This is a genomic window from Cylindrospermopsis curvispora GIHE-G1 (assembly GCF_014489415.1).
GTDB lineage: Bacteria > Cyanobacteriota > Cyanobacteriia > Cyanobacteriales > Nostocaceae > Raphidiopsis > Raphidiopsis curvispora_A.
Genome location: NZ_CP060822.1, coordinates 730,304 through 753,595 on the forward strand (window position 1 = coordinate 730,304; position 23,292 = coordinate 753,595).

The window sequence follows — 23,292 nt, forward strand, 5'->3', positions numbered from 1 at the left end:
ATGGTTAACAATAGATTACTAATTATTGTATCAGTTGTGGGTGTGAGCTTATCGGGATTAGCCACACTTATGATCAGTCATTGGGAAAAATCCAATCAGCAATTACGGTTCCAGCGACAAACTGAAAATCTAACTACAGCCTTACAACGTAGTTTAAATCGCTACATTGATATTATAGGATTTTTAGGAGACTATTATGCCACACATCATTATATACAAAAAGACAAAAAGCCCATTGATCGTTCATCCTTCCATAAATTTACCCATCGTTCAATCCAAATCTATTCTGGGATACAAGCTTTAGAATGGGCGCCTCTGATTTCCCACCAAGAGCGTTTTTCCTATGAAAAACAAATACAACTTGAAGGATACAAAAATTTTCGCATTAGGGAATTAAACCGGCAAAATCAACTGGTAGTAGCTCAAAAACGTCCCTATTATTTTCCCGTAACTTATGTAGCGCCCTTCCAAGGTAATGAGTCTGCTTTCGGGTATGATCTTAATTCCCATCCTACTCGTAAAATAGCTATTAGTCAAGCTATTAAAACCAAACAGATAACCACTACTGGGAGAATTCGTTTGGTACAAGAAAGACGGGATCAATTTGGATTTTTAGTTTTTTTACCAGTGGATGATCCACAGTCTAAAGAGAAGATGACATTGCCAATTAGGGGAGTTTTAATAGGTGTGTTTCGGTTGTCAGACGTAGTTGAAGAGTCCCTGAAAAACTTGCGATATAGCATTAACTTTATCATCCAAGATCAGGATGCAAAGTCAGGAGAAAAATTTCTGGGTCAGTATGACGCCACCCGTAAAACAGTTGTCAACCAATCCATACCAGTCACCAGAAATATCTATCACTATTTTTTATGTTCCGATCCTCAAATTTGTCAAAAAACTCTCAAAATAGGTCAAAGAAAATGGAGGATTGAATTTTCTCCATCACCAGATTATCCGGTAGAACAACCCTACACCACTTTTGCCACTCTTATTATAGGATGTTTAATAACCAGCAGTTTGGTATTCTTCTTATATATTTTAAATCGAGATCTAGAAAAAACCAGAAGTTTAAGTGAATTGAGATTTCGCTTTTTTTCCATGGCTTCCCATGAATTAAGAACTCCCTTGAGTACGATTTTATTATCTAGTGAAAGCCTGCAAATTAACTATGATCGCCTGACAGAAACACAAAAACAATTTAATATTCAGCGTATTAACCTAACTGCTCGGCAAATGAGCAAGCAAATCAATGATTTATTACTTTTAAACAGATCCGAATTTCAACAGTTAGAATTTCAACCTGAGATATTTAATTTAAAAGATTTTTGCCAGAAAATCATAGGGGAAATCCAGTTAACTACCGATCACCCTATTGAGTTAGAATTTTCTTCTAAATTAACCCAAGTATTCTTAGATAAAAAATTGCTTCGTTCTATTCTAATTAACCTTCTAGATAATGCCATTAAATATTCTCCAGGTGGAATTCCAGTCCAAATGAGAATTACCCAAGAGGAACAAAACATTATTTGGCAAATTCAAGACTCTGGTATTGGCATTTCTCCCGATGATAAACCTCACATCTATAAACCATTTTATCGAGGTAGTAATGTGAGAGAAATTGGGGGTACTGGATTGGGTCTAGCTATTGTCAAAGCTTGTATACAAACACATAAGGGTGAATGGAAAATTAAAAGTGAACTAGGTCAAGGAACATTAGTTATGGTGAAATTACCAATTTTTGAGTAGATTATTTATTGATCACATGATTGATCATACTTTCGCCATCCACCATACATAGTAATTTCTTTTTTTCCTGCTACTAAAAAAGGCTCTGCTAACACTCCCAAAACTACTTTTTTATCATACAACTCAATTTTACCCACACACAACCCTGGTGGTTCTTGTATTAAAATATCAGCAATTCCTCCTAAAGGAACTTGCCAAATCTCCACACTAATGGATTTACCTCCTTCCACATCACGAAGCATTCCCGGATATTGATCATCAATTGACCATAGACGATAGCAGGGTGCTGTGGAAGATTCTCGGTCGAAAACCGCACCCACGTTCAGCAAATTATTATTTAATTTTAGTCCCCTCATTAGGGTTCCATTTACAGCAAATTCAATCATGATTTCTCCCTCAAATAATTAAACAATTACTTACCACTCCAGTGTATTAAACGCTTTTCCAGTGATAAAAATAGCATGTTCAGCAGGTAACCTAAACTCCCTGTAATTAAAATTGATGCGTACATATCCCGAACATTTAAAATCTGTTGAGCATCAATAATACGCTTTCCTAATCCTTGTTGACTACCAATAAACATCTCAGAAACAATCACAATCACAAGAGCAATACTAATTCCACTGCGCAGTCCAATAAAAGTTTGTGGTAAGCTCTCTAATAATAATACATCCTTAAAAATTTGCCAGCGATTTGCTCCCATGACTCTAGCAGCTAAAATCCGAGATTGTTTGGCATGAATTACTCCGTAAGCACTATTGAAAACAATTAATAAGAAAGCACTAAAGCCAGCAATTACCACCTTAGAAAAATCACTAATACCAAAAAAGAGAATAAATAAGGGAATCAATGCACTAGCGGGGGTAGACCTAAAGAACTCAATTAGAAACTCCAGACTACGATAGATTTTTTCAGAACTTCCCAATCCCACACCTAGGGGAATGCCAAATAAGGTAGCTAGAAAAAAGGCGCTAAATGTTCGTAAAACTGTGGTAGCTAAATCAGAGAACATGGAACCACCAAACAATCCCTCCATCAAGGTTTGGACTGTTGCTAAGGGAGTTGGTAGCAAAACGGGATTAACAAATCCTGATACAGCAATAAACCACCACAATCCAAAAAACAATAGAACACCAGTTAAAGGTAAACAGCGGTTCAGGATGAAATCTAGGTTTAAACCTTGGTTTGAATTTTTGTTCTTGATGATGGTAGAAAATGGGAAATTCATTTTTGCATTTCCTGGCGAAAAATATTTAAACAATAACGACTGACTTCTACAAATTTATGAGAAGTTAGAGTTTCAGGTGTGCGAGGTCGAGGAGCATCAAAGGTCACTGTCTCAACCACTCGGGTTGGACGTTTACTTAGTAATAAAATCTTATCAGCTAAAAATATCGCCTCCTCTAGGTTATGTACAACCATCAGCATAGGAATGGTGGTAGCCATAAAAATTTCTTGCAATTTATCTCGTACAAATAAGGTAGTTTCAAAGTCTAAAGCTGAAAATGGTTCATCTAAAAATAGCACCTCCGGTTGGGCAACTAACGCTCTGAGAATTGAAACTAACTGCTGCTGTCCACCAGAAAAACTATAGGGATATCGTTTTAGATCTAAGCAAATATTGAAAGTCTCAATTAAATGCTCTACAGAATGACGACACTCCCGTTCAGAAATACCTTTGACCCGCAGTGGATAGGCAATATTATCGTAGGCGCTCATCCAGGGAAAAAGAGAGTCTCGGTAATTTTGAAATACATAGCCAATGCGGGTCCGCTGAATGGGTTTACCATGGATTTTGATTTCACCTTGATCCACCGGAATTAAACCACTCATCATATTGATTAAAGTAGATTTACCACACCCATTAGGACCAAAAATCGAGACTAATTGATGATTGGCTAGGTTGAGATCAAAGTTTTTGTATACAGGTTGCCCAGCAAAGGACTTACACAACCCTTTGACCGTGATAAATTCTTCCGATTTTGCTGTCTTTGTCTGTAGAAGTGAATCCATGATTATCTTCAATTATTGCTGAATAATGGCTTTAGCCAGAATGGGTTGATGGCGTGAATCCTTACGAATTTTTATATAACAGATTACTCACATCTACTTTTTTGGAAAAGACTTTTTTATCAGTCATAAAATCGAAGAATTTTTGGAAGTAGTTAATATCCTCAGCGGTAAATTCATCATACATGGTGTAGGTAATTAGTGGCACTTTTTGTACTAAGTCCCCAGAGATGGCTGTATATCCAACTAAGTATTGTCGCACTGCATCCGGTTGGTTTTTAATATCCGCAATAGCTCGACGATAAGCTTGTATATAAGATTGGGTAGACTTGGGATAGGTTTGCAAAAATTGAGTGCTTAAAACCGCCGCACCACCAAACCAGGGTGCTTTAGGATCTCCTAGGATATATTTCGACACCACACCATTTTCTAAAATTCTGGTGATACCTTTCATATCCCCAACCGTACCTGTAGGTTCTAAAGTATAAGCAGCATCTATTTGTCCTGATTCAATTGCTGCTACGTGTTGGCGTATCTCTAACTGTTGGATTTCTGGTTTTTCAACCCCTGCTGCGGCTAAAATAGCTTGAGCAATGGCTAGATTTTGCGCTCCCGGTCCTGTGGCAAACTTTTTATTTTTTAAATCGGCAACAGATTTAATAGGGCTGTTTTTACCAACCACAACTTGATCTAGTTTATAATCCACATTACTGGGATTAGCTGCAATAATTTTAAACAGACCCGGTGAAGTAATTTCAGACAGGCCCAATACACCACTGGCCACTCCATTACCCGTACCCTGTAATCTACCAGCAATTAAAGCCTCAGCTACTTGATTGGGAGAAGCAAATTGAGCTACTTCCACGTTGAGACCCGCTTCTTTAAAGTAGCCTTTTTTATCCGCTACAAATAAGGGTAACCCAGAAGCTACAGGCCAAAACCCAATGGTGATTTTACCAGGATTCTCACTAGTATCCGGGGTGGATTTGGAATTCCCTTGGGTACAACCATGGGTCGCAAGTGCTAAGGTAGCACCACCACCCAGATAAAGTAAGTGTCTTCTGCGCATTGCTTTTGATTTCTATGATGTGTTGATGAAATCAATATTACAAGGTTAGGGTAAATATTTAGGGGAGATTTGGTGGAGAAATCGGGGAGAATGTCATCTTTTGGTGACAACATGGTTTATTTATTCCGTATTATTATTTATTCTAAACGTTTGGCACACCTCCAAGATTTCCCATAAGCCAAAGGCGAGATAAAGGATACTTTTGGTTGAGTTGAATTAGTTCCGGTGTTAACTCAAGGCGACGAATATTTGTTTGACCATTGCTGTTGCGTTCAACTACAAACAAACGTATTTCCGAGACAAATCTAATCCATCCAAACCTGCAGGATTATGGATCGTGAAGAGAATCTGTCGATCCCCATTTTGGTAATCTAGCCAACTGGGAAGACGAGAAATAAGTCTTACCAGTAGACGTGGATTTAGAGATTGATCTAAATTATCTATTGCTAGTATTTGGGGAGCTTGTGGTATAATACAGAGGATCGCTGTAAACAGAATATATTTGGGCAATAGATAGCAAAGTTTTGTAGCCGATGCATTAGTTTGGCAGCAGGATTGGCAGGTTCAATTTCGACTTATTTTAATTCTAGATGACCAATCAGTTTTACACGATAAAAGACAAGACTAAATAAACAAAATTACAAGCGCGATTAATTTATCAACTTGTATAGACTAATAATATATACTACATACAATACATAATATTGTGGTATGATGGAGGGTAAAACCTGGGGGGAATGTCATGAACAGAGAACTAGAAGCTCAAGAGTCAAAAATTCAGGATGTACAAGCACCAATTACTGCTGCACCACCGGAAGTAAAACAGATAATAGAAAAAGTGTGTAGACTGGAAAAATCGCGACTGGCCAGAAAAAGCAAGGGTGCAGTTAATGAAGATATTTTAGCAATAATTAAAGAAGCGGTAAAATAAGTAGTGTAGCAATGAAATTAACTTCAATTAAATTTTGTAATTTTCGTTCCTTTTATGGGCAAACACCAGAAATTGCCATAGCAGGTGGAGAGTTTCAGAATACCACCATAATTCATGGTAATAATGGTGCGGGAAAAACCAGTTTATTAAATGGATTCACCTGGGTGCTATATGAAAAATTTACAGCTGCTTTCGCGGTGACAGAGCAGCTAGTTAACAAACGTGCGATTTCAGAAGTAGGAGAGGATCAAGCTGTAGAATGTTGGGTAGAAGTAGGTTGGGAACATGAAGGAGTTCGCTACCGGGCAAAACGTAACTGTCGGGTTTATAAAAATCCCACTAGTATTGATGCTACCAAAACTAAATTAACAATTCAAATTGTGGGGGATGATGGTAAGTGGTATTTTCCCATTGAACAACCGGAGGAAATAATCAATAATATATTGCCTGTAAGTTTACATCAATACTTCTTTTTTGATGGAGAAAGAATAGAAGAAATTGTCCGCTCTGATAAAAAAGCTGAAATTGCTGAAGCCACGGAAATATTTTTAGGTGTTAAGGTAATTGATCTGGCGACAAAACATTTAAAGGAGGCTAAAAAAACTTTAGACAGTGAATTGGCAGCTATTGGAGATGCGGAAACTAAACAATTATTGAAACAGCAAAGTAAACTAGAAAGAGAAATTAGTAAAATTTCCCAAAGACAAACGGAAATAGCTGAAGATTTAGAAAATCAACAAGTTTTTAAAAAAGATATCAGTGCCAGATTGGTAGAATTAAGTTCAGTTAGGGATTTACAAGAAAGAAGGGAAAGGCTAGAAAATCAAAAACGCAATAATTATGAGGAATTAAAAAAAACTAAAGAGGGTTTAAAAAAAGCTATTTCCAAACAGGCATACACATTATTATTAAGTGAAACAACAGTTAAATTCAGACAGATTATTGTTGCTTTTAAACAGCGCGGGCAATTAAAATCTGGTATTTCCAGAGAATTTGTCAGCGAACTGATGAAAAGTGGTAGGTGTATTTGTGGCGCAGAATTAAAAGAAGGAGGGAATGGACATTTTCACGTTAAATCACTGTTGAGAAAAACCGGATCTTCTTCCGTGGAAGAAACTGCAATTAGAATGGGAGCGCAAATAGATGATCTGGAAAAACAAGCTCAATTATTTTTAGAGATGATCAATCGAGAACAACAAAGAATCTATCAGTTAAAGACATCACTTTCTGACATAGAGATGAATTTAGATAGCATTGAGGAGATTTTGCGGAAAGACCCAAATGAAGACATTAGCGGTTTACAAAAGAGATTGGATGAAATAGAAGCAAGAATTGACGATTTAAATCGGGAGCAAGGAGCAAACCAAAAAGAAATTTCTCACCTCAATACAGAAATTGATCTTGTAGTCAAACAAATTGCCAAGCAAAAACAAAATGAAGGAAGACAGATTTTGGCACAGCGTCGAATTATTGCTACCCAAGATGCTATTGACATATTAACTGAAGTGAAAAATAGACAAGAAAAGCAATTTAGATTGCAATTAGAAAAAAGAGTGCAAGAAATATTCTCAGAAATTTCCGTTACACCATATATTCCCAAAATTAGCGAAAAATATGAACTGACCTTAGTAGAGAATACAACCGGAATAGAAGCTGCTGTTGCAGCATCTACCGGGGAAAATCAAATTCTGAGTTTATCATTTATCGCCAGTATTATTGATAAAGTAAGGGAATGGAGTGAAAAGAAAAAAATCATGATGGTTCCCGATAGTAGTACCTTCCCCATAGTAATGGACTCACCCTTTGGCAGTTTAGATGCTAACTCTCGTCGTCATATTGCACAAACCATTCCCAAGTTGGCAAATCAGTTAGTAGTGCTGGTGACTAAGACCCAATGGAGAGAGGAAGTTGAGTCCGAGATTATGGAGCGAATTGGTAAGGAATATGTGTTGACCTATTATTCTTCTAAAACCAACTGTGAAGAGGACTTTTTGCAAATAGGTAGGGAGAAGTATTACCTAACTCGTCAAAGTCCTAATGGTTTCGAGTACAGTGAAATTGTAGAAGTAGAAAGGAGTTAATTTTTTTCTGGTTATGGCTGAAACTAGTAGAATTAGAATTGCTGGGGATAAAGCTGATTTTGTCAAGGCTTTGGTTGCTAATGATGGGGCCCAGGGTCCCTTTCAGACCTTTGCTGATGTGATTGCTTTTGCTGCTGCTTTAGGTATTAAATATCAGAAGCGTATTCCATTTGAAGAAATCTCTAAAAGGGATCCTTCTCCCATCAGATTAGAGGTTTTTGCAACATCAGGATATGATGTGTTGATCAAATTACTGGCAATTGTAGAAACGGAGAACATTCAACTTTTATCACCTAATAATGACGAAGAAGAAAAACAACGTAATCAAATTTTTGAAGAATATGCTAATGGGGGGTTAGAGATTTTAGAGACTCAAATCAGAGGATCCGTGGATTATACGGAGAGAATTCTATTGTTTTTACAGCGTGAACATCAAACAATTGATGGAGAAGATGGAGAATTTGATCTCTCTAGATTTTTATCCTAGTCCCCCCCACTTGTAATCTAAGTCGGTGAGTGGAATTAAATATAAGATGAACGCAGGATGGGTTTCATACTTCAACCCATCCTACAAATAATTGTGCCTCCCTACTTAACTCCTATATAGATGCTACTGGAAGTCCTACCTCTTGAGCACTAACCCAGTTCCCATCAAAGTCAATGGCACGATCTTCTGTGGTTCTAGCACTTGCTAGTGCTTTGCGTAGTTGTGCAATTTCCATCTGGTCTTTTATTTCTCCCAATAGATAAATTAATAATTTCACTGCCAATTCTTTTTTAGACACTTGAACCCGCTTTTTATTCGGATCATATAAAACTCCATACCATACGGAATTAGGAAACTCCATTTGACTAAAACCACCCTGAAGATCAAATTTTTGCAACTTTTTAAAAATGTTTTCTAATAAGAGACCATTTTTAAAAACTAAAATCCCTAAAGCTTCTGCTAAGGCAACTTGTGCCACAGGACGAAATAAAATATTGCCCTCACCACCACCTTTTTCAAAACTGAATCGCCGTAAAACAGTTGTATCTTCATGATCTAAAATTTTATAACTGGGGAGGGTGGCTAAATGGTCAAATAGCTGTTCAAATTCCCTAATTCCTTCTGCTAACTCGTCAGGGTCTGGACGCATGGGAATCAATCCCTTAATTTGGGGTTGCCAATGGGGAAATTTGTATCCTAAATATTTAGTTGACATATCTTGTAAGGCTTGTAATGTGGTCAATACGGTGGAATTAGCTGCTACTGTGGCGCTGTTCCAGTTAATCCGAGGTTTCCGATTCTCTCTTTCCGCTAACAGGGGATGACTTACTGCTATTTTTCTGGCTACAATTGCAAAACCATTATCTTCATTTAATTGGATCAGTTGACCTTTAGTTAAGGGGGTAGCCATTAAATTCACATGCACAAAAATTGATCTGACTCTCTGTTTGGCTTCTGAGTAGGTTTCTCCACTATTGACTGCACAAATAAATTCAATTCCAATTTTTTCCTGGGGTAATTGTTTGAGATAGTCAACATCAATCCCATATTGGTCTACCAACTCTGACAGATCTATATAACTATCAGTGGGGATTTTATCTCGGTTATATCTTGTTAGTCTTCCAGTTTCTAACAGTTCTAATAAACCTTGAACTCCCATTAATCGGTGCTGACCGTCTAAAGCATATATATTTACATCCTCTTCTGCCACATTTAATAAACCAATATGACCATTTGCATCTAAAGGGGTAAAATCAGTGGTTGCTTTTTTGGCACGACCCTCCCCACCCCATAATTCTGATTTTGCATCATTCACCCAGGGTTGACTGATTACAACTAGTACTGGTGGAAACTTATGATTTCTATGTATAGCTAGATATTGTAACAATGAAGCTTGACGTGACCAATCAAGAGAACGCTGTTGAATCTGACCAATACTATCCGCGTCAATTTCAATGTTGTCTGTAACCGGATTATATTTATTTTGCAATATTGGTAGAGTAGAGGCGAATTTAACCTTTGTTGCAAACCATTCTAAAGTAACTGAGCCTAGATAAGCGGTAACATCACCCATTTTTGTTTGTTGAACTATAATTTGAGATGGGAGTTGAGGAGGTTGACCTGATGGGTACTGAGGAAAAATGTTACGGTTATCTTGAGGTATTTTTGCCATGAAGTTAATTTTTTAAAAACTTACTTGGAGATTAGGTTGTCTATTTTGCCAAAATATTACATACTAGTACGAAACTATAGTTGTCAATACTTTTTAGAAATTAGCCTTGTAAAGGTCTGATTTACATTCCCGACCTTGAATCCCCACTGAATTCATCGGTGAATTGATAAAATCATCCGCAATTGTCTTCCCAATTATCCCCAATTATAACCATGGTGACATCAGAAAGTAAAACCCCGCCGAATCGAACTGTAGCCGAGCTGGTGGAGTATATTCAAGTTCTTACCAAAGAAATTCAGCAATTATACTGTTTGGACCACATACCCTGGGTGGTTGGTTATTCTGGAGGAAAAGACAGTACGGCAATCTTACAACTGATTTGGAATGCTATTTCTGATTTACCACCAGAAAAAAGAACTAAGACCATTCACGTCATTACCACAGATACAGGCGTAGAGAACCCTTATGTTTCCGCTTGGGTACGTGCTTCTCATGAAAATATCAAAAAAGCTGCCCAAGAACAGCAGGTTCCCATGCAAGCTCACCTTTTACAACCAGAAACAAAGGAGACATATTGGGTGGGTCTAATTGGTAAGGGATATCCTGCTCCCCGTCAAAAATTCCGCTGGTGTACTGAACGTCTAAAAATTAGCCCATCTAACCGTTTTATTCGTGATATGGTTAGGGAAAGTGGAGAAACAATCTTGGTTCTGGGTATTCGCAAGACCGAAAGTAAAAATCGTGCTGCTACCATGAAAAAAATGGAGGCTAAAAGACTGCGCGATCGCCTGAGTCCCAATGGCAATTTACCCAATTCCCTGGTTTACAGTCCCATAGAAGATTGGCGGACTGATGAAGTTTGGCTATATTTGATGCAGTGGGATAATCCTTGGGGGCACAGTAATAAGGATCTATTTGTGATGTATAGGCAATCAACGGAAGACAATGAATGCCCATTGGTTGTTGACACATCTACTCCTAGTTGTGGCAGTTCTCGTTTTGGTTGTTGGGTTTGTACCCTAGTTGATCGTGATGTATCCCTGAGTGCAATGATTCAAAATGATCAAGAAAAAGAGTGGATGCAACCAATAGTTGAGTTTAGGAAGGAATTAGATATTGAAAATGACAGAGAAAAAAGGGATTTTCGTCGCATTTGGGGGGAAGTTCAATTATTTGAACGGAACAGAAATGGGGAAATGTCGGTTGAACCCATACCTGGGCCATATACAAAATATTGGCGAGAATACTGGTTAAGAAAATTATTAACAGCACAAAAAGAAATGAGAGAGAATGCACCAGAAAACATGGCCAATATCACCCTAATCTCAATGGAAGAACTGAGTGAAATTCGCCGTATTTGGCTGGAAGAAAAACACGAATTTGACGACAGTTTACCCCAAATATATGAACAAGTGACAGGAGAAAAATTTAAAGATTCTCGACCTGGCGCAGATTATAGTCTATTAGGTGGGGATGAGTGGGAGGTGTTAGAACAAATCTGTGCGGGTAACTCTATGGAATTAGAGCTGATGGCAAAGTTACTAGACACGGAAAGACAATTCAAGAAAAAAACCCGCCGAGTAGGGATTTTTGAAACTTTAGAAAAGTGCTTTGAAACTAGTTCCCGTTCCCAACAAGAGGCTATTGATTATGCTCATTTTAAAAGAGATCTACGTCTAGCAGCTAGTGAAGGCAATGTAGCAACAATTCGTCAGGCATTTAAACAATTAGATATACCACGGGTGCAAGAGCAAAATAACACTGAATATAAGACCGAAGATAAAAAACCCCTAGAGCAACCACTGAGTTTTGCGAGCATGAAATATAGGAAGCATGAATATAAGCAAGAAGAATAGAGAATATTCTTAGATTAGGTGGGTGGGTAGAATTAAATATAAATTGTGCTTCCCTACTTATTAGTTTGCCATCTTGATTTTTGAACTGCTGGAATTATGATTTTTTTAGAACTTGTACTGCAAAACTTTGGTCCTTATGCTGGTAAGCAAGTTATTAATTTAGATACCAGAATCGATCGGAATAATATTCGTCCAATTATTCTTTTGGGGGGGATGAACGGAGGAGGAAAAACCACCCTTATGGATGCTATTCGCTTGGCATTATATGGAGCAAGGGCCCAATGTTCCACCAGAGGAAATTTAAGTTATGGTGACTTTCTGACCCAGTGTGTGAATAACAAAGCTGACCCGATTAATAAAACCAGAATCGAGTTGGTTTTTGAACACATTGAAGATGATAAACCCGTGAAGTATCGGGTAGTGAGAACTTGGGAAAAAACCCCCAAGGATGGTAAAGATTCCCTGGGAATTTTGGGGGATGACGAAACCTGGCCCCAGTCTTTAGCCAATATCTGGGACGAATACATAGAAAATATATTGCCCTTGGGTATTTCTAATTTATTTTTATTTGATGGTGAGCAGGTCAAGGAACTAGCAGAACAGGAAGTTCCTCCTCCCATAGTAGTGGATGCAATTAATGGACTCTTGGGATTGGAGTTGGTGGATAAATTGTCCTTAGATTTGGAAATATTAGTCAATCGCAAAAAAAAGGAAAATGCTGATAATCAGGATTTGGCTAAGTTAGAAGAATTGGAAACCCGTTTGCATAAACAAATGGAGCAAAAAAATTTTCAAAAAGCTCAATTGCAAGACCTAGAGGATCACGTAAAAAATTTAAAGGTTAAATATGAGGAAGCCCTAAATAAGTATATATCAGAAGGTGGCAAAATTGCTGGGGAACGCAGTCAACTGGATAGGGAGAGAGAAACTCAGGTTGGCAAGGTGGAAAATCTCCGGAAAACTTTATGCGAATTGGCTGAGGGTGTGTTACCTTTACAGTTAATTAGTAATTTATTATCTCAAGTTCAGATCCAGGGGGAAAAAGAGTTAAGACTTCAACAAGTGCAGTTACAAAATCAAGTGGCTAGAGATATTTTAACCACCAGAGATAAAAGATTGGTTTCCTTCCTCAATCAATTGAATCTAGAACGGGAAACAATCACCAGTATTGAAAATTTCCTGGATCAAGATATTGATAGTTTATATGTGGATTTATCTGCTGAATTGTATGATAGTGAAACAGTTAAAGCAAATGTGAAAGCCAATAATTATCAAGAGTCTTTCTTGAATGCAGACGAGGAAACTTTAAGTTCTTTAGATCGTCTGGTCTATGGCTTGCCAATAGTCCACAATAACGCCAAAAACCACCTGCTTGAACTGCGCAATTGTCTAGAATTAATTGTCAGCCTAGATAGGCAAATTCAAGCTGCTGCTCCACCGGAAGCATATATCAAACTACAAAAAGTCCGAGAAATGGCTGAAAAAGAATGGAGTCGAGCAAATACCAATCTGGAAATACTCAATCGCCAGTTCATCGATCTAACCACCACCATTGATAAAACCAAAAGAGAGTTGAATAGTTATACCGATAAAAATCTTAAATATCAAAGTAATCAACATTTGATTGATTCAGTCCACCGAGTACAAGAAAATTTAAATTTGTTTAAAGAAAAACTAACTTTAAGGAAATTAAATAAATTAGAAGAAGAAGTAAAAAACTGTTTTTTGTATTTACTACATAAATCAGATTTGGTCTATAGAGTGGGAATTGATGCTAAAAGTTTCCAACTCTCATTGTATGATCTCCATGGTAAACTAGTCCCCAAACATAGACTATCCGCAGGAGAAAAACAACTCTTGGCGATCGCCTTTTTATGGGGTTTAGCAAAAGTGTCCGGAAAACAACTACCAGTGGCAATTGACACTCCCCTAGGAAGACTAGATTCATCCCATAGAAATAATCTATTGGAAAGATATTTTCCCACAGCAAGCCATCAAGTAATTTTACTATCCACAGATACAGAAATAGCCAGGAAAGAAGTAGAAATACTCAGAGAAAATCAGGCGATCGCACGAGAATATATTTTAGAGTATGATTCAGGAAAAAGAGAAACAACCATCAAAGAAGGATATTTTTGGTAATTAGGTAACAGAGTTAATATCATACCAGGTATGAAAATGGAATCACCCATAGAAAGAATTAAACTATCGCAGACGGCCAAGGATCAACTGTTGAAATTAAAACGTGTCACCCGCATAGAACAATGGAATATACTATGTCGGTGGGCGTTTTGTCGTTCTCTAGCTGAAACCAGTCCCCCATCACCCATACCCATACCCCAAGATAGTAATGTAGAGCTGACATGGAAAGTATTTGGGGGAGAAATGGCAGATATTTTGCTGTTAGCACTAAAACAACGGTGTAAGAACGACGGTTTAGGAACAGACTCAGAAACCCTAATTACCCAATTTCGGTTGCACCTACATAGAGGTATAGGATATTTAGCAGGGGATCCAAATATTAAGAGTATTGAAGATTTCATAGATCTGACTAGCAAGAATGTGAAAAGGTAGTAATAATCTAGTTGATCAACCATAACACCAGACATGATTCAAGAAATCCAAGCACTAAAACAGGCATTTTACAGTCGCAAGATGGGAAGTTTGCTGTTACTCGGTTTTGCTTCCGGGTTACCACTGTTTCTCACCACTCGCACCCTGCAACTATGGATGAAAGATGCTGATGTAGAGGTTGCCAAAATCACATTATTTAGCCTAGTCAGTCTACCATACTCCTTAAAATTTATTTGGTCTCCCCTAATTGATAGATTTTCTCCATCCTTTTTAGGGGGGAGGAGAGGTTGGTTGTTCATTACTCAATTGGGGTTAGTGCTAGCAATAGTAACCATGGCATTACAGCAACCAACCCAAAACACCCAGGTGCTAATCACCTTAGCCATTATATCATTTATTATTGCCTTTTTTAGTGCCACCCAAGATATTGCTGGGGACGCCTATAGAACCGAAATTTTAAAGCCTCTAGAATTGGAAACAGGAGCATCTGTATGGGTTTTAGGTTATCGGGTAGCCCTATTTATTGCCTTTTCTTTAGCAGCATGGTTAGCAGGATTTCTGTCATGGAATATGGTATACCTACTCATGGCAGGATTTATGTCTGTGGGACTAATTACCACTCTTTTGGCTCCACCAGAAACCCAAGAGAAAAACAATTCACCCAAGACCAACAATAGGTTTTTAAAAACCAAGGACATCATATTTCTCCTGCTGATTATTACCATAACTGCTGCTTTGGTGGGGGGTGTAATTTCCCAGGTAATCCCCCTGCAAGTCTTTTATTGGATATTGGGTGGACTATTAATAACTTGGGTTCTGGCCTCAATTATCTTGCCCAAACCCCAACTAAATGAACAGTCACAAGACCTGACACCACACACCCTACAAGAAGCAGTAATCTTACCACTACAAATCTTCCTAGAAAAATATGGCATTACTAAAGCAATAATCATCCTCATCTTCATTATACTTTATAAACTGGGAGATTCCCTCGTAGGAATCACAGCCAACCTATTTGCCAAAGAAATTAACTTTAATAACCAGGAACTAGCAACAGTTTACATTATTGGACTAATAGCCACTACTACAGGAGTCATCCTCGGTGGAATAATAATGTCTAAAATTGGCATCAACCGCGCCCTTTGGGTATTTGGAATCCTCCAACTACTCAGCAACCTGGGTTATTATACACTAGCTATTGTTGGCAAAGACTACCCTCTCCTGGCGATCGCTATTATGATCGAAAACAGCAGCGCTGGACTAGTCACCGTAGCTACAGTGGCTTACCTAATGAGCTTATGTAGTCATAACTTTACCACTACACAATTTGCTTTATTTTCTAGCCTTATGGCACTAAGTCGAGACATACTTTCAGCACCTGCAGGGGACTGGGCAAAAGCTACTGGTTGGCCTAATTTCTTTTTGTTATCTATATTAGCAGCTTTACCTGGATTAATACTGTTACCCATAGCCGCCCCTTGGAATAATAAATCGTTAACAGTAAACAGACCGGGACTTGAAGAGGAGGATTTATGGAACCACAAGCAGTAATAATTCTTGGCACAATCGTATTAGTAATTACAGGGTTATTATTGGGTTATGTAGTTTCACAATTAGTTTTAGGATATTTGGGATTTAGCCTTCTTAACCTGCTAGGAACAGTCAGCCTGATTTTGATTTTTTGTGCCCTCTACTACGTAATATTTTGGCAACTGCGACGACAGTTACAACCAGCAAATTTCGGTTCTGTCAAACAAGTAGATGAGGAAATAACAGGAAGTTACCTGAAAAACAGACTCATTGCCAGACTATCTGGTGATGTAGCTGCTGCGGAAAGATTAATTGAACAGGCCCAACAAAACTATCCAGGAATGCCAGAAAATTGGTACTGTGAAAGAGTCCTTGATGATTTAGATCGGGATGAACATTAAAACCACTTAGATTATTACAGGTCATGTCTATTTTTCGTCAGTACATCGCTCCCTTGCTGGTTGTTTTAGTATTTTTAGTTGCCTTGGCTGCTGTCAGTGCGAGGATTTTTCTACCCGCCGACATGGCTGCACCCGCTCCAGTTGGTACAATTATTCATCATTTATCAGTTTACACCCTAAGTTACAATTTTAACATTTGACTTTGGAATTTCCTTTGCCGGACTATTCTCTTCGTCGAGGTTCTATCCTAGACAAGGCCCTCTTGGTCAAGTTTATCCAGCGTACTTACCAAGAAATTTTTCCCTCCCGAGATTTTTCCCACCTGTGCCGTACTGTGGAGAACTATCTTTCTAATGATACGCCTTTGTGGTGGGTATATAAAAATCAGCAACCGTCTCCAATAGCTTGTTTGTGGGCTGGTAATGCCATAGATCAGGTAACAGGTAGTCGTCATACCCACATATTTTTACTTTATGTGGAACCTACCCACCGTAGACAGGGTATTGCTAAAACCCTCATGCAGCACATAGAAAACTGGGCTAAACAAAAGGGAGACCGACAAATTGGACTCCAGGTGTTCACCACTAATACCCCTGCTCTAGAGCTTTATGAACAGCTAGGTTATCAAACCCAATCCCTCTGGATGATAAAATCACTTGAGGGCTGATTTTTAACTAACTGAAAAGATATTATGTATGACAAAGAGAATGTTAGTCTGCTCGATGATGAAGTAGATCTACAAAGTCCACTAGATAATATAGAACCAATTACCTCAGAATCGGAAATAGTGAAACCCGATCCTGATGCCATGCTAGAACTTTTGCAAGCGTCCGATTCTAAACAAAGAATGTTGGCTGCTCGTGCTTTTTGTGACATTTCCGATCAGCGATCCATACCCTATCTAATTAAACTATTATCTGACTATTGTCCTTTAGTTCGAGTTAGTGCGGCATACGCCCTAGGTCGTAATACTGCTATGGAAGCAGTTGACCCCCTAATTAATCAGCTAAATCTTGATTTAAATGGCTATGTGAGAAAGGGTGTAGTTTGGGCATTAGGTAATTGCCATGATCATCGTTGTTTAAACCCGCTCACGGATGCTTTAAAAACAGACATTCCCGCAGTTCGTCTATGGGCAGCCAGTGCTTTAGCGCAAATGGCAAATATAGGTTATGAAGCTATAATTCGTGCTATACCACCTTTAATAGAAGCCTTAGTTCAAGATCCTACTCCAGGGGTGCGCAGTAACTCCGCCTGGGCAATTGGTCAACTCTGTAAAGAGTTACCTTCTAATATTATTTACGCTACAGCTATAGACGCCTTAATTCAAGCTTTTGCTGAAGATCAGGACTTAGGAGTTAAAGAAGATGCCAAGGCTTCACTATTGGGAGTGGGAGATACTCGTGGGTTGCAACTCATTGAAACGCTAGAACAGGAAGGTTGGTTTTAGGAATTCCCCACCCTAAGGTGGGGATGAATCAAGAACTATTGGGCAATCACAGGGGTATTTACGGAAACATGTTGTATTGCTTTTTCCGCAGTTAAGGTGGGGACTGAGTCCCGCAATCTTTGAGTTAATTGTACTGTGGTCGCATCATACACTTGGGTGAGCAACTTGGGGTAAAAACCAATACCAATAATGGGGACTAATAAACAGGCAATAATGAATACTTCTCTTGGTTCAGCATCAATTAATGCTTGGTGAGAAACTAACTCGTCGTTTTCTTGACCATAGAATATTTCCCGCAGCATGGATAGCAAATAAATGGGGGTTAGAATCACACCGACTGCCATCAATAATACTACAATGACCTTAAAAGTGGGGTTATAAGCATCACTAGTAGCAAAGCCCACAAACACCATTAATTCCGCTACAAAGCCACTCATGCCTGGTAAAGCTAAAGAAGCCATAGAACAGGTGGTAAACATAGCGAAAATTTTCTTCATCCGCTTACCAACCCCACCCATTTCATCCAGCATCAGGGTGTGAGTCCGGTCATAGGTAGCACCTACTAGGAAAAACAAACTCGCACCGATTAAACCATGGGAGACCATTTGTAAAACCGCACCACTTAAACCCAGGTCAGTAAATGAGGCCATACCTATAGTGACAAAACCCATGTGGGATATGGAAGAATAGGCGATTTTCCGTTTCAGATTGCGCTGGGCAAAAGAGGTTAAAGCCGCATAAATGATATTTACCACACCTAAAATTACTAATACGGGAGCAAAATAGGCATGGGCATCAGGTAACATTTGGGCATTCATGCGAATTAGAGCATACCCACCCATCTTGAGCAAAATACCTGCCAACAACATGTGTACTGGTGCCGTAGCTTCTCCGTGAGCATCTGGTAACCAGGTATGGAGGGGAATGATAGGCAATTTAACCGCATAGGCAATTAAAAAGCCGGCATATAGCAGCAGTTGTAAGTTGAGAGCATAGTCTTTTAAGGCTAGAGATGACATATCAAAAGTGATATTATCACCATAGAATGCCATTGTTAGAGATCCCAGCAGAATAAACAGGGAACCGCCCGCAGTATACAAAATAAACTTAGTTGCTGCGTAATGGCGTTTTTTACCACCCCAGATAGCTAGTAAAAGGTAGACGGGAATCAATTCCAACTCCCACACCAGGAAAAACAACAACATGTCCTGGACTGCAAACACGGCAATTTGACCACCGTACATGGCTAAAAGTAAAAAGTAAAATAGCCTTGGTTTAAAGGTTACAGGCCATGCAGCTAAAGCAGCCAAAGTTGTAATAAAACCCGTCAAAATAATTAGAGGCATGGATAAGCCATCCACACCCACAGACCACTTCAAATCTATTTGGGGGATCCAGGAATAGCTTTCCACCAATTGAAGGTCGGGATTGGAGAAATCATAACCAGTGTAGAAAGCAGCGACAATCAAGGCAAAATCAATCAAACCCACAATCAAGGCAAACCAACGGACTGTTTTACCCTCTTTATCGGGGATGACAGGAATGAGTAGTGACGCAGCTATTGGAAAAAGAATAATCGTCGTCAACCAGGGAAAATTAGGCATATTCATGACAATTTATCTGTAATTAACATGAAGTTGGTACGGGAGCCCCTAATTAGTGACCTTATCCACTCCACGACATTTATATTTTCAGCTTTTAGTTCTCTAATAAATGCTCAAAATTATCTTAAAGTTGCCTTGATGGACAATTGGAAACATTTAAGGAGAACAAAAGAAGTGAGGAATTTAGACCAACACCCACATTATTATCATCCATTCCCCCATAAGGACAGGATTTGGATAACAAAGATATAAGATTTTCCTCACTTTTTCCTAATTAGGCCGTAAAATACTTAGCTGTCGGATGATAAGCAATAATTGCAGTTGTAGACTGTTCAGGATACAATTGTTCACTTTCATCCATATACATACCCATCCTGTTAGCATCTAATAATTGTAGTTGCTTGTGTTGATCGGAAATGTTGGGACAAGCTGGGTAGCCAAAACTATATCGAGAACCCTGGTAACGTTGAGCTAAAATATCCCGAATATTATCCGGTTCAACATGACCAAATCCCAGCTCTTGGCGTATTTTAGCGTGAGTCCATTCTGCTAATGCCTCAGCCACCTGCACTGCTATCCCGTGAAAATAGAGATAGTCAGTGTATTTATCCTCAGCAAATAACTTTTGGGCAAACTTTGTTGCTACCTCTCCCACGGTTACCGCTTGCATGGGGAATACATCAATTAATCCTGACTCTTTGGGAGCAAAGAAATCGGCAATACAATATCTTCTCCCCGAGCGTTGACGAGGAAATTCAAAAGTTGTGCTAATTTCTTTACTATCTATGTGGGTAGTGTCGTAAATCAATAAACTATTGCCTACTGCTTGACAGGGGAAATATCCATAAATTACCTGGGGATGCAATAATTTCTCCTGGATTACACGTTGCTTCCAGTTTTCTAAAAGGGGGTAGACCGTATCAATTAAAAACTCCTGGTGTTCCGCTTGAGACTTTTCTTTGGGTTTGCGAAATTGCCATTGTCCCACTATCAAAGCCTGTAAATCTAAATAGTACAATACTTCTTCTAAAGGAATATCCTGGGGTTGTAAAAATCTACTTCCCCAAAAAGGTGGTTGAGGACGTTCAATATTGGCATTCACGGCTTCAGAACGTTGGGTATCTACTTCCGTGGGTTGCTGTTTTACTTCCTCCTTAATCCGGTCTTTAATTTGGGTATTAATCTCTGGGATATCCCCCTTAACCTCATCCAAAAACCCTTGTAAATCATCCCATTTACCTGCTGCTTTTGCTGGCATTAATTTATCCATAAAATTCAAGTCATCAAAAGCGTCTTTACCATATATCACCTTGCCGTGATAAGTGTTTTGACAATCCTGGTTAACAAACTTAGGAGTTAATGCTGCACCTCCCAAAATTACAGGAACCGTAATGCCCTTTTCATTAAAAACCTCTAAATTCTCCTTCATAAATGCGGTGGATTTAACTAATAAACCACTCATGGCAATACAATCAGGTTGATGCTTTTCATAAGCCTGAATGATATTTTCCACCGGTTGCTTAATCCCCAAATTAATCACCTTATAACCATTATTGGATAAGATGATATCTACCAGATTTTTACCAATATCATGAACATCGCCCTTAACCGTGGCAATCACAAAAATCCCCTTGGCATTACTACCAGCTCCCGACTTTTCCATAAATGGTTCCAAATAAGCCACCGCTGCTTTCATGGTTTCTGCTGACTGCAAAACAAAGGGTAGCTGCATTTGACCAGCACCAAATAATTCACCTACAACCTTCATCCCATCCAACAAGAAAGTGTTGATGATATCTAGGGGGGGATACTTCTCCAAGGCCTTGGCTAATTGTGCCTCTAAACCTATTCTTTCACCGTCAATAATATGTAGTTTCAACCGCTCTTCAATGGGCAAACTTTCATCAATTCCTCGATTCTGTTTAGCCTTAACTCCCGCAAATAATCTCGTTAGTTCAGCTAAGGGATCATATACACATACATCACCCTCGAATCTGCGCTGATCATATATTAGTTGTTTACATACCTCCTGATGTTGCGGGTCAATTTTCGCTAAAGGCAAAATCTTGCTTGCACTAACAATAGCTGCATCCATCCCAGCTCCCATTGCCTCATGTAAAAACATAGAGTTTAATACAATCCGCGCTGCTGGATTTAAACCAAAGGATATATTAGATACACCCAAAATTACATGACACTCTGGCAATTCTTCCCGGATACGACGAATAGACTCTATGGTCGCACTGCCATTTTTCCGATCCTCTTCTATGCCAGTAGAAATAGGTAAAGCTAAAGTGTCAAAAAATATTTCTGATGGGGGTATGCCATACTCAACTGCTTGACGATAAGCGCGCTGGGCAATTTCAAACTTCTTCTGTGCTGTTCTGGCCATCCCCTCCTCATCAATAGTACCAATTACCACACCCGCACCATACTTTTTCCCTAATTCCAAGACCTTTAAAAAACGGGTTTCTCCATCTTCATAGTTGGTGGAATTGAGTAAACACTTACCCCCAGCTACTTTTAAACCCGCTTCCATTTTTTCCCATTCGGTGGAATCTAGCATGAGGGGGAGAGTGACATTATTCACAACCCGGGAAACTAACTGGTGCATATCATGCACCCCGTCTCTCCCCACATAATCAACATTCACATCTAAGATGTGAGCCCCCTCCTTAACTTGACTGCGAGCTATGGAAACTAAACCATCCCAGTCCTCAGCATTGAGCAAATCCCGGCATTTTTTGGAACCACTAGCATTGAGACGCTCACCAACTATTAAAAACGAATTATCCTGTGTGTAATTTTGTATGGAGTAAATTGATGCAGCAGCAGGTTCCAAACTTGGCTGTCTCACCTTTGGTTTTAAATCCTTAGCAATTTCCGCCAATTGTTGAATGTGATCCGGTCGTGTCCCACAGCAACCCCCAATCACTTGGACACCGAGATCTTCAACAAAATGCATCAACGCCATGCGCAGTTCTAAAGGAGTCAGTTTGTAGTGAGCTTGACCACCTATATTTTCCGGTAACCCCGCATTGGGAATACAGGATACAACAAAAGGTGAATGTTCTGATAAATACTTAATGTGTGGTTTCATTAAGTCCGGACCAGTGGCACAGTTTAAACCTAGAATATCAATGGAGTATGGTGCTAAAATAGTCAAAACTGCGGCAATTTCCGTGCCAACTAACATAGTCCCCATACTTTCCATGGTGACGGAAACCATAACCGGTCTTCTTTCACCTTTTTGGCTGAAAACTTCCTCGATGCCATTTAATGCAGCTTTAATCTGTAATACATCTTGGCAAGTTTCTACAATAAATAGGTCTACCCCACCATCAAATAGAGCTGTTACCTGTTCAGCAAAAGCTGATTTCATGGTGTCAAAGTCTATGTGTCCTAAAGTTGGCAGCTTGGTGGTTGGACCTATGGAACCAGCAACAAATCTGGGTTTTTCTGGAGTGGAAAACTCCGCAGCCACCCGTTTAGCCAGCTCGGCGGCGGTCTTACTTAGATAATAAGCTTGATCCGCTAAGTCATACTCTGCTAAAACTATGGAGGTGCCACCAAAAGTATCAGTTTCAATTACATCTGCGCCAGCTAGTAAAAAGTCCCGGTGAACTTTAGCCACCGCCTCTGGTTTGGTGTGTATTAGATATTCATTACACCCCTCGTATTCAGGACCTCCAAAATCCTCGGCGGTTAGGTTCTGAATTTGTAGGTTTGTCCCCATTGCACCATCAAACACTATAACTGGATGTTCAGGACTATGTAAACGTTCAAGAAAGGAATGGGTCATATTTTTAAACGCAGCTCAAGATTTATAGGTTAACTTTTAGTAACATTTTAGTAACATTGGCTAGGAATATGAAGTGGAA

Annotated in this window: 19 protein-coding genes; 12 read left to right on the forward strand and 7 right to left on the reverse strand. The window is 39.0% G+C overall.

What is annotated here, in order from left to right; genetic code table 11:
• The gene (locus IAR63_RS03540) at positions 1-1,746 is read left to right on the forward strand and encodes a CHASE domain-containing sensor histidine kinase (RefSeq protein ID WP_187706610.1); all 1,746 of its coding nucleotides are present in this window, start codon (positions 1-3) and stop codon (positions 1,744-1,746) included.
• A 5-nt stretch (positions 1,747-1,751) separates the two neighbouring features.
• Here IAR63_RS03540 and IAR63_RS03545 read toward each other — a convergent pair whose 3' ends face one another.
• The 4 genes from IAR63_RS03545 to IAR63_RS03560 form a co-directional block, all read right to left on the reverse strand.
• On the reverse strand, positions 1,752-2,132 hold the full coding sequence (locus tag IAR63_RS03545; protein ID WP_187706611.1) for an allophanate hydrolase-related protein: 381 nt from the start codon (positions 2,130-2,132) through the stop codon (positions 1,752-1,754).
• Positions 2,133-2,158: 26 nt separating this feature from the next.
• Positions 2,159-2,974, reverse strand: a complete 816-nt coding sequence (locus tag IAR63_RS03550) for an ABC transporter permease (protein ID WP_187706612.1) — start codon at positions 2,972-2,974, stop codon at positions 2,159-2,161.
• Positions 2,971-3,759 (reverse strand): ABC transporter ATP-binding protein, encoded by a 789-nt coding sequence (locus IAR63_RS03555; protein WP_187706613.1) that lies wholly within the window; start codon positions 3,757-3,759, stop codon positions 2,971-2,973. The genes IAR63_RS03550 and IAR63_RS03555 overlap by 4 nt, the downstream gene beginning before the upstream one ends.
• Positions 3,760-3,820: 61 nt before the next feature.
• Positions 3,821-4,825 carry an ABC transporter substrate-binding protein gene (locus tag IAR63_RS03560; protein WP_187706614.1) on the reverse strand — a complete coding sequence of 335 codons (1,005 nt, stop codon included), beginning with the start codon at positions 4,823-4,825 and terminating at the stop codon, positions 3,821-3,823.
• Between the two features lie 742 nt (positions 4,826-5,567).
• Here IAR63_RS03560 and IAR63_RS03565 point away from each other — a divergent pair.
• Genes IAR63_RS03565 through IAR63_RS03575 form a run of 3 tightly spaced genes read left to right on the forward strand, consistent with a single transcriptional unit; the run spans position 5,568 to position 8,324 of the window.
• On the forward strand, positions 5,568-5,756 hold the full coding sequence (locus IAR63_RS03565; protein WP_006275789.1) for a hypothetical protein: 189 nt from the start codon (positions 5,568-5,570) through the stop codon (positions 5,754-5,756).
• Positions 5,757-5,767: 11 nt separating this feature from the next.
• Entirely contained in the window at positions 5,768-7,837 is a 2,070-nt protein-coding gene (locus IAR63_RS03570) for an AAA family ATPase (RefSeq protein ID WP_071241853.1), read from the forward strand.
• Positions 7,838-7,850: 13 nt separating this feature from the next.
• The gene (locus IAR63_RS03575) at positions 7,851-8,324 is read left to right on the forward strand and encodes a DNA phosphorothioation-associated protein 4 (protein ID WP_096545329.1); all 474 of its coding nucleotides are present in this window, start codon (positions 7,851-7,853) and stop codon (positions 8,322-8,324) included.
• A 112-nt stretch (positions 8,325-8,436) separates the two neighbouring features.
• Here the strand turns inward: IAR63_RS03575 and IAR63_RS03580 are convergent, their stop codons facing one another.
• Complete coding sequence (locus IAR63_RS03580) at positions 8,437-9,996, reverse strand: DGQHR domain-containing protein (protein ID WP_096545327.1); 1,560 nt, start codon at positions 9,994-9,996, stop codon at positions 8,437-8,439.
• Positions 9,997-10,208: 212 nt separating this feature from the next.
• On the opposite strand from IAR63_RS03580, the gene dndC reads away from it, so the two are divergent.
• From dndC to IAR63_RS03620, 8 genes are all read left to right on the forward strand, one after another.
• Positions 10,209-11,852 carry a DNA phosphorothioation system sulfurtransferase DndC gene (dndC, locus tag IAR63_RS03585; protein ID WP_096545325.1) on the forward strand — a complete coding sequence of 548 codons (1,644 nt, stop codon included), beginning with the start codon at positions 10,209-10,211 and terminating at the stop codon, positions 11,850-11,852.
• Between the two features lie 96 nt (positions 11,853-11,948).
• Complete coding sequence (dndD, locus tag IAR63_RS03590) at positions 11,949-13,994, forward strand: DNA sulfur modification protein DndD (protein ID WP_187706615.1); 2,046 nt, start codon at positions 11,949-11,951, stop codon at positions 13,992-13,994.
• A 36-nt stretch (positions 13,995-14,030) separates the two neighbouring features.
• Entirely contained in the window at positions 14,031-14,426 is a 396-nt protein-coding gene (gene dndE, locus IAR63_RS03595; RefSeq protein WP_187706616.1) for a DNA sulfur modification protein DndE, read from the forward strand.
• 33 nt (positions 14,427-14,459) lie between these two features.
• Positions 14,460-15,977, forward strand: coding sequence for an AmpG family muropeptide MFS transporter (locus IAR63_RS03600; RefSeq protein WP_187706617.1), 1,518 nt, complete (start codon positions 14,460-14,462; stop codon positions 15,975-15,977).
• On the forward strand, positions 15,959-16,357 hold the full coding sequence (locus IAR63_RS03605) for an ABC transporter permease (protein ID WP_096545321.1): 399 nt from the start codon (positions 15,959-15,961) through the stop codon (positions 16,355-16,357). The genes IAR63_RS03600 and IAR63_RS03605 overlap by 19 nt, the downstream gene beginning before the upstream one ends.
• A 23-nt stretch (positions 16,358-16,380) precedes the next feature.
• Positions 16,381-16,557 carry a hypothetical protein gene (locus IAR63_RS03610; protein WP_167379308.1) on the forward strand — a complete coding sequence of 59 codons (177 nt, stop codon included), beginning with the start codon at positions 16,381-16,383 and terminating at the stop codon, positions 16,555-16,557.
• Positions 16,558-16,571: 14 nt separating this feature from the next.
• A complete protein-coding gene (locus IAR63_RS03615; protein ID WP_187707345.1) occupies positions 16,572-17,024 on the forward strand; it encodes a GNAT family N-acetyltransferase in 453 nt (150 codons plus the stop codon).
• A gap of 24 nt (positions 17,025-17,048) precedes the next feature.
• Positions 17,049-17,807: a HEAT repeat domain-containing protein gene (locus tag IAR63_RS03620; RefSeq protein WP_187706618.1), complete on the forward strand. Its 759-nt coding sequence runs from the start codon at positions 17,049-17,051 to the stop codon at positions 17,805-17,807.
• Between the two features lie 35 nt (positions 17,808-17,842).
• On the opposite strand, the gene ndhD1 is transcribed toward IAR63_RS03620, so the two are convergent.
• Positions 17,843-19,411, reverse strand: a complete 1,569-nt coding sequence (gene ndhD1, locus IAR63_RS03625) for a photosynthetic/respiratory NAD(P)H-quinone oxidoreductase subunit D1 (protein WP_187706619.1) — start codon at positions 19,409-19,411, stop codon at positions 17,843-17,845.
• 274 nt (positions 19,412-19,685) lie between these two features.
• Complete coding sequence (gene metH / locus IAR63_RS03630; protein WP_187706620.1) at positions 19,686-23,213, reverse strand: methionine synthase; 3,528 nt, start codon at positions 23,211-23,213, stop codon at positions 19,686-19,688.
• Positions 23,214-23,292: the final 79 nt, after the last annotated feature.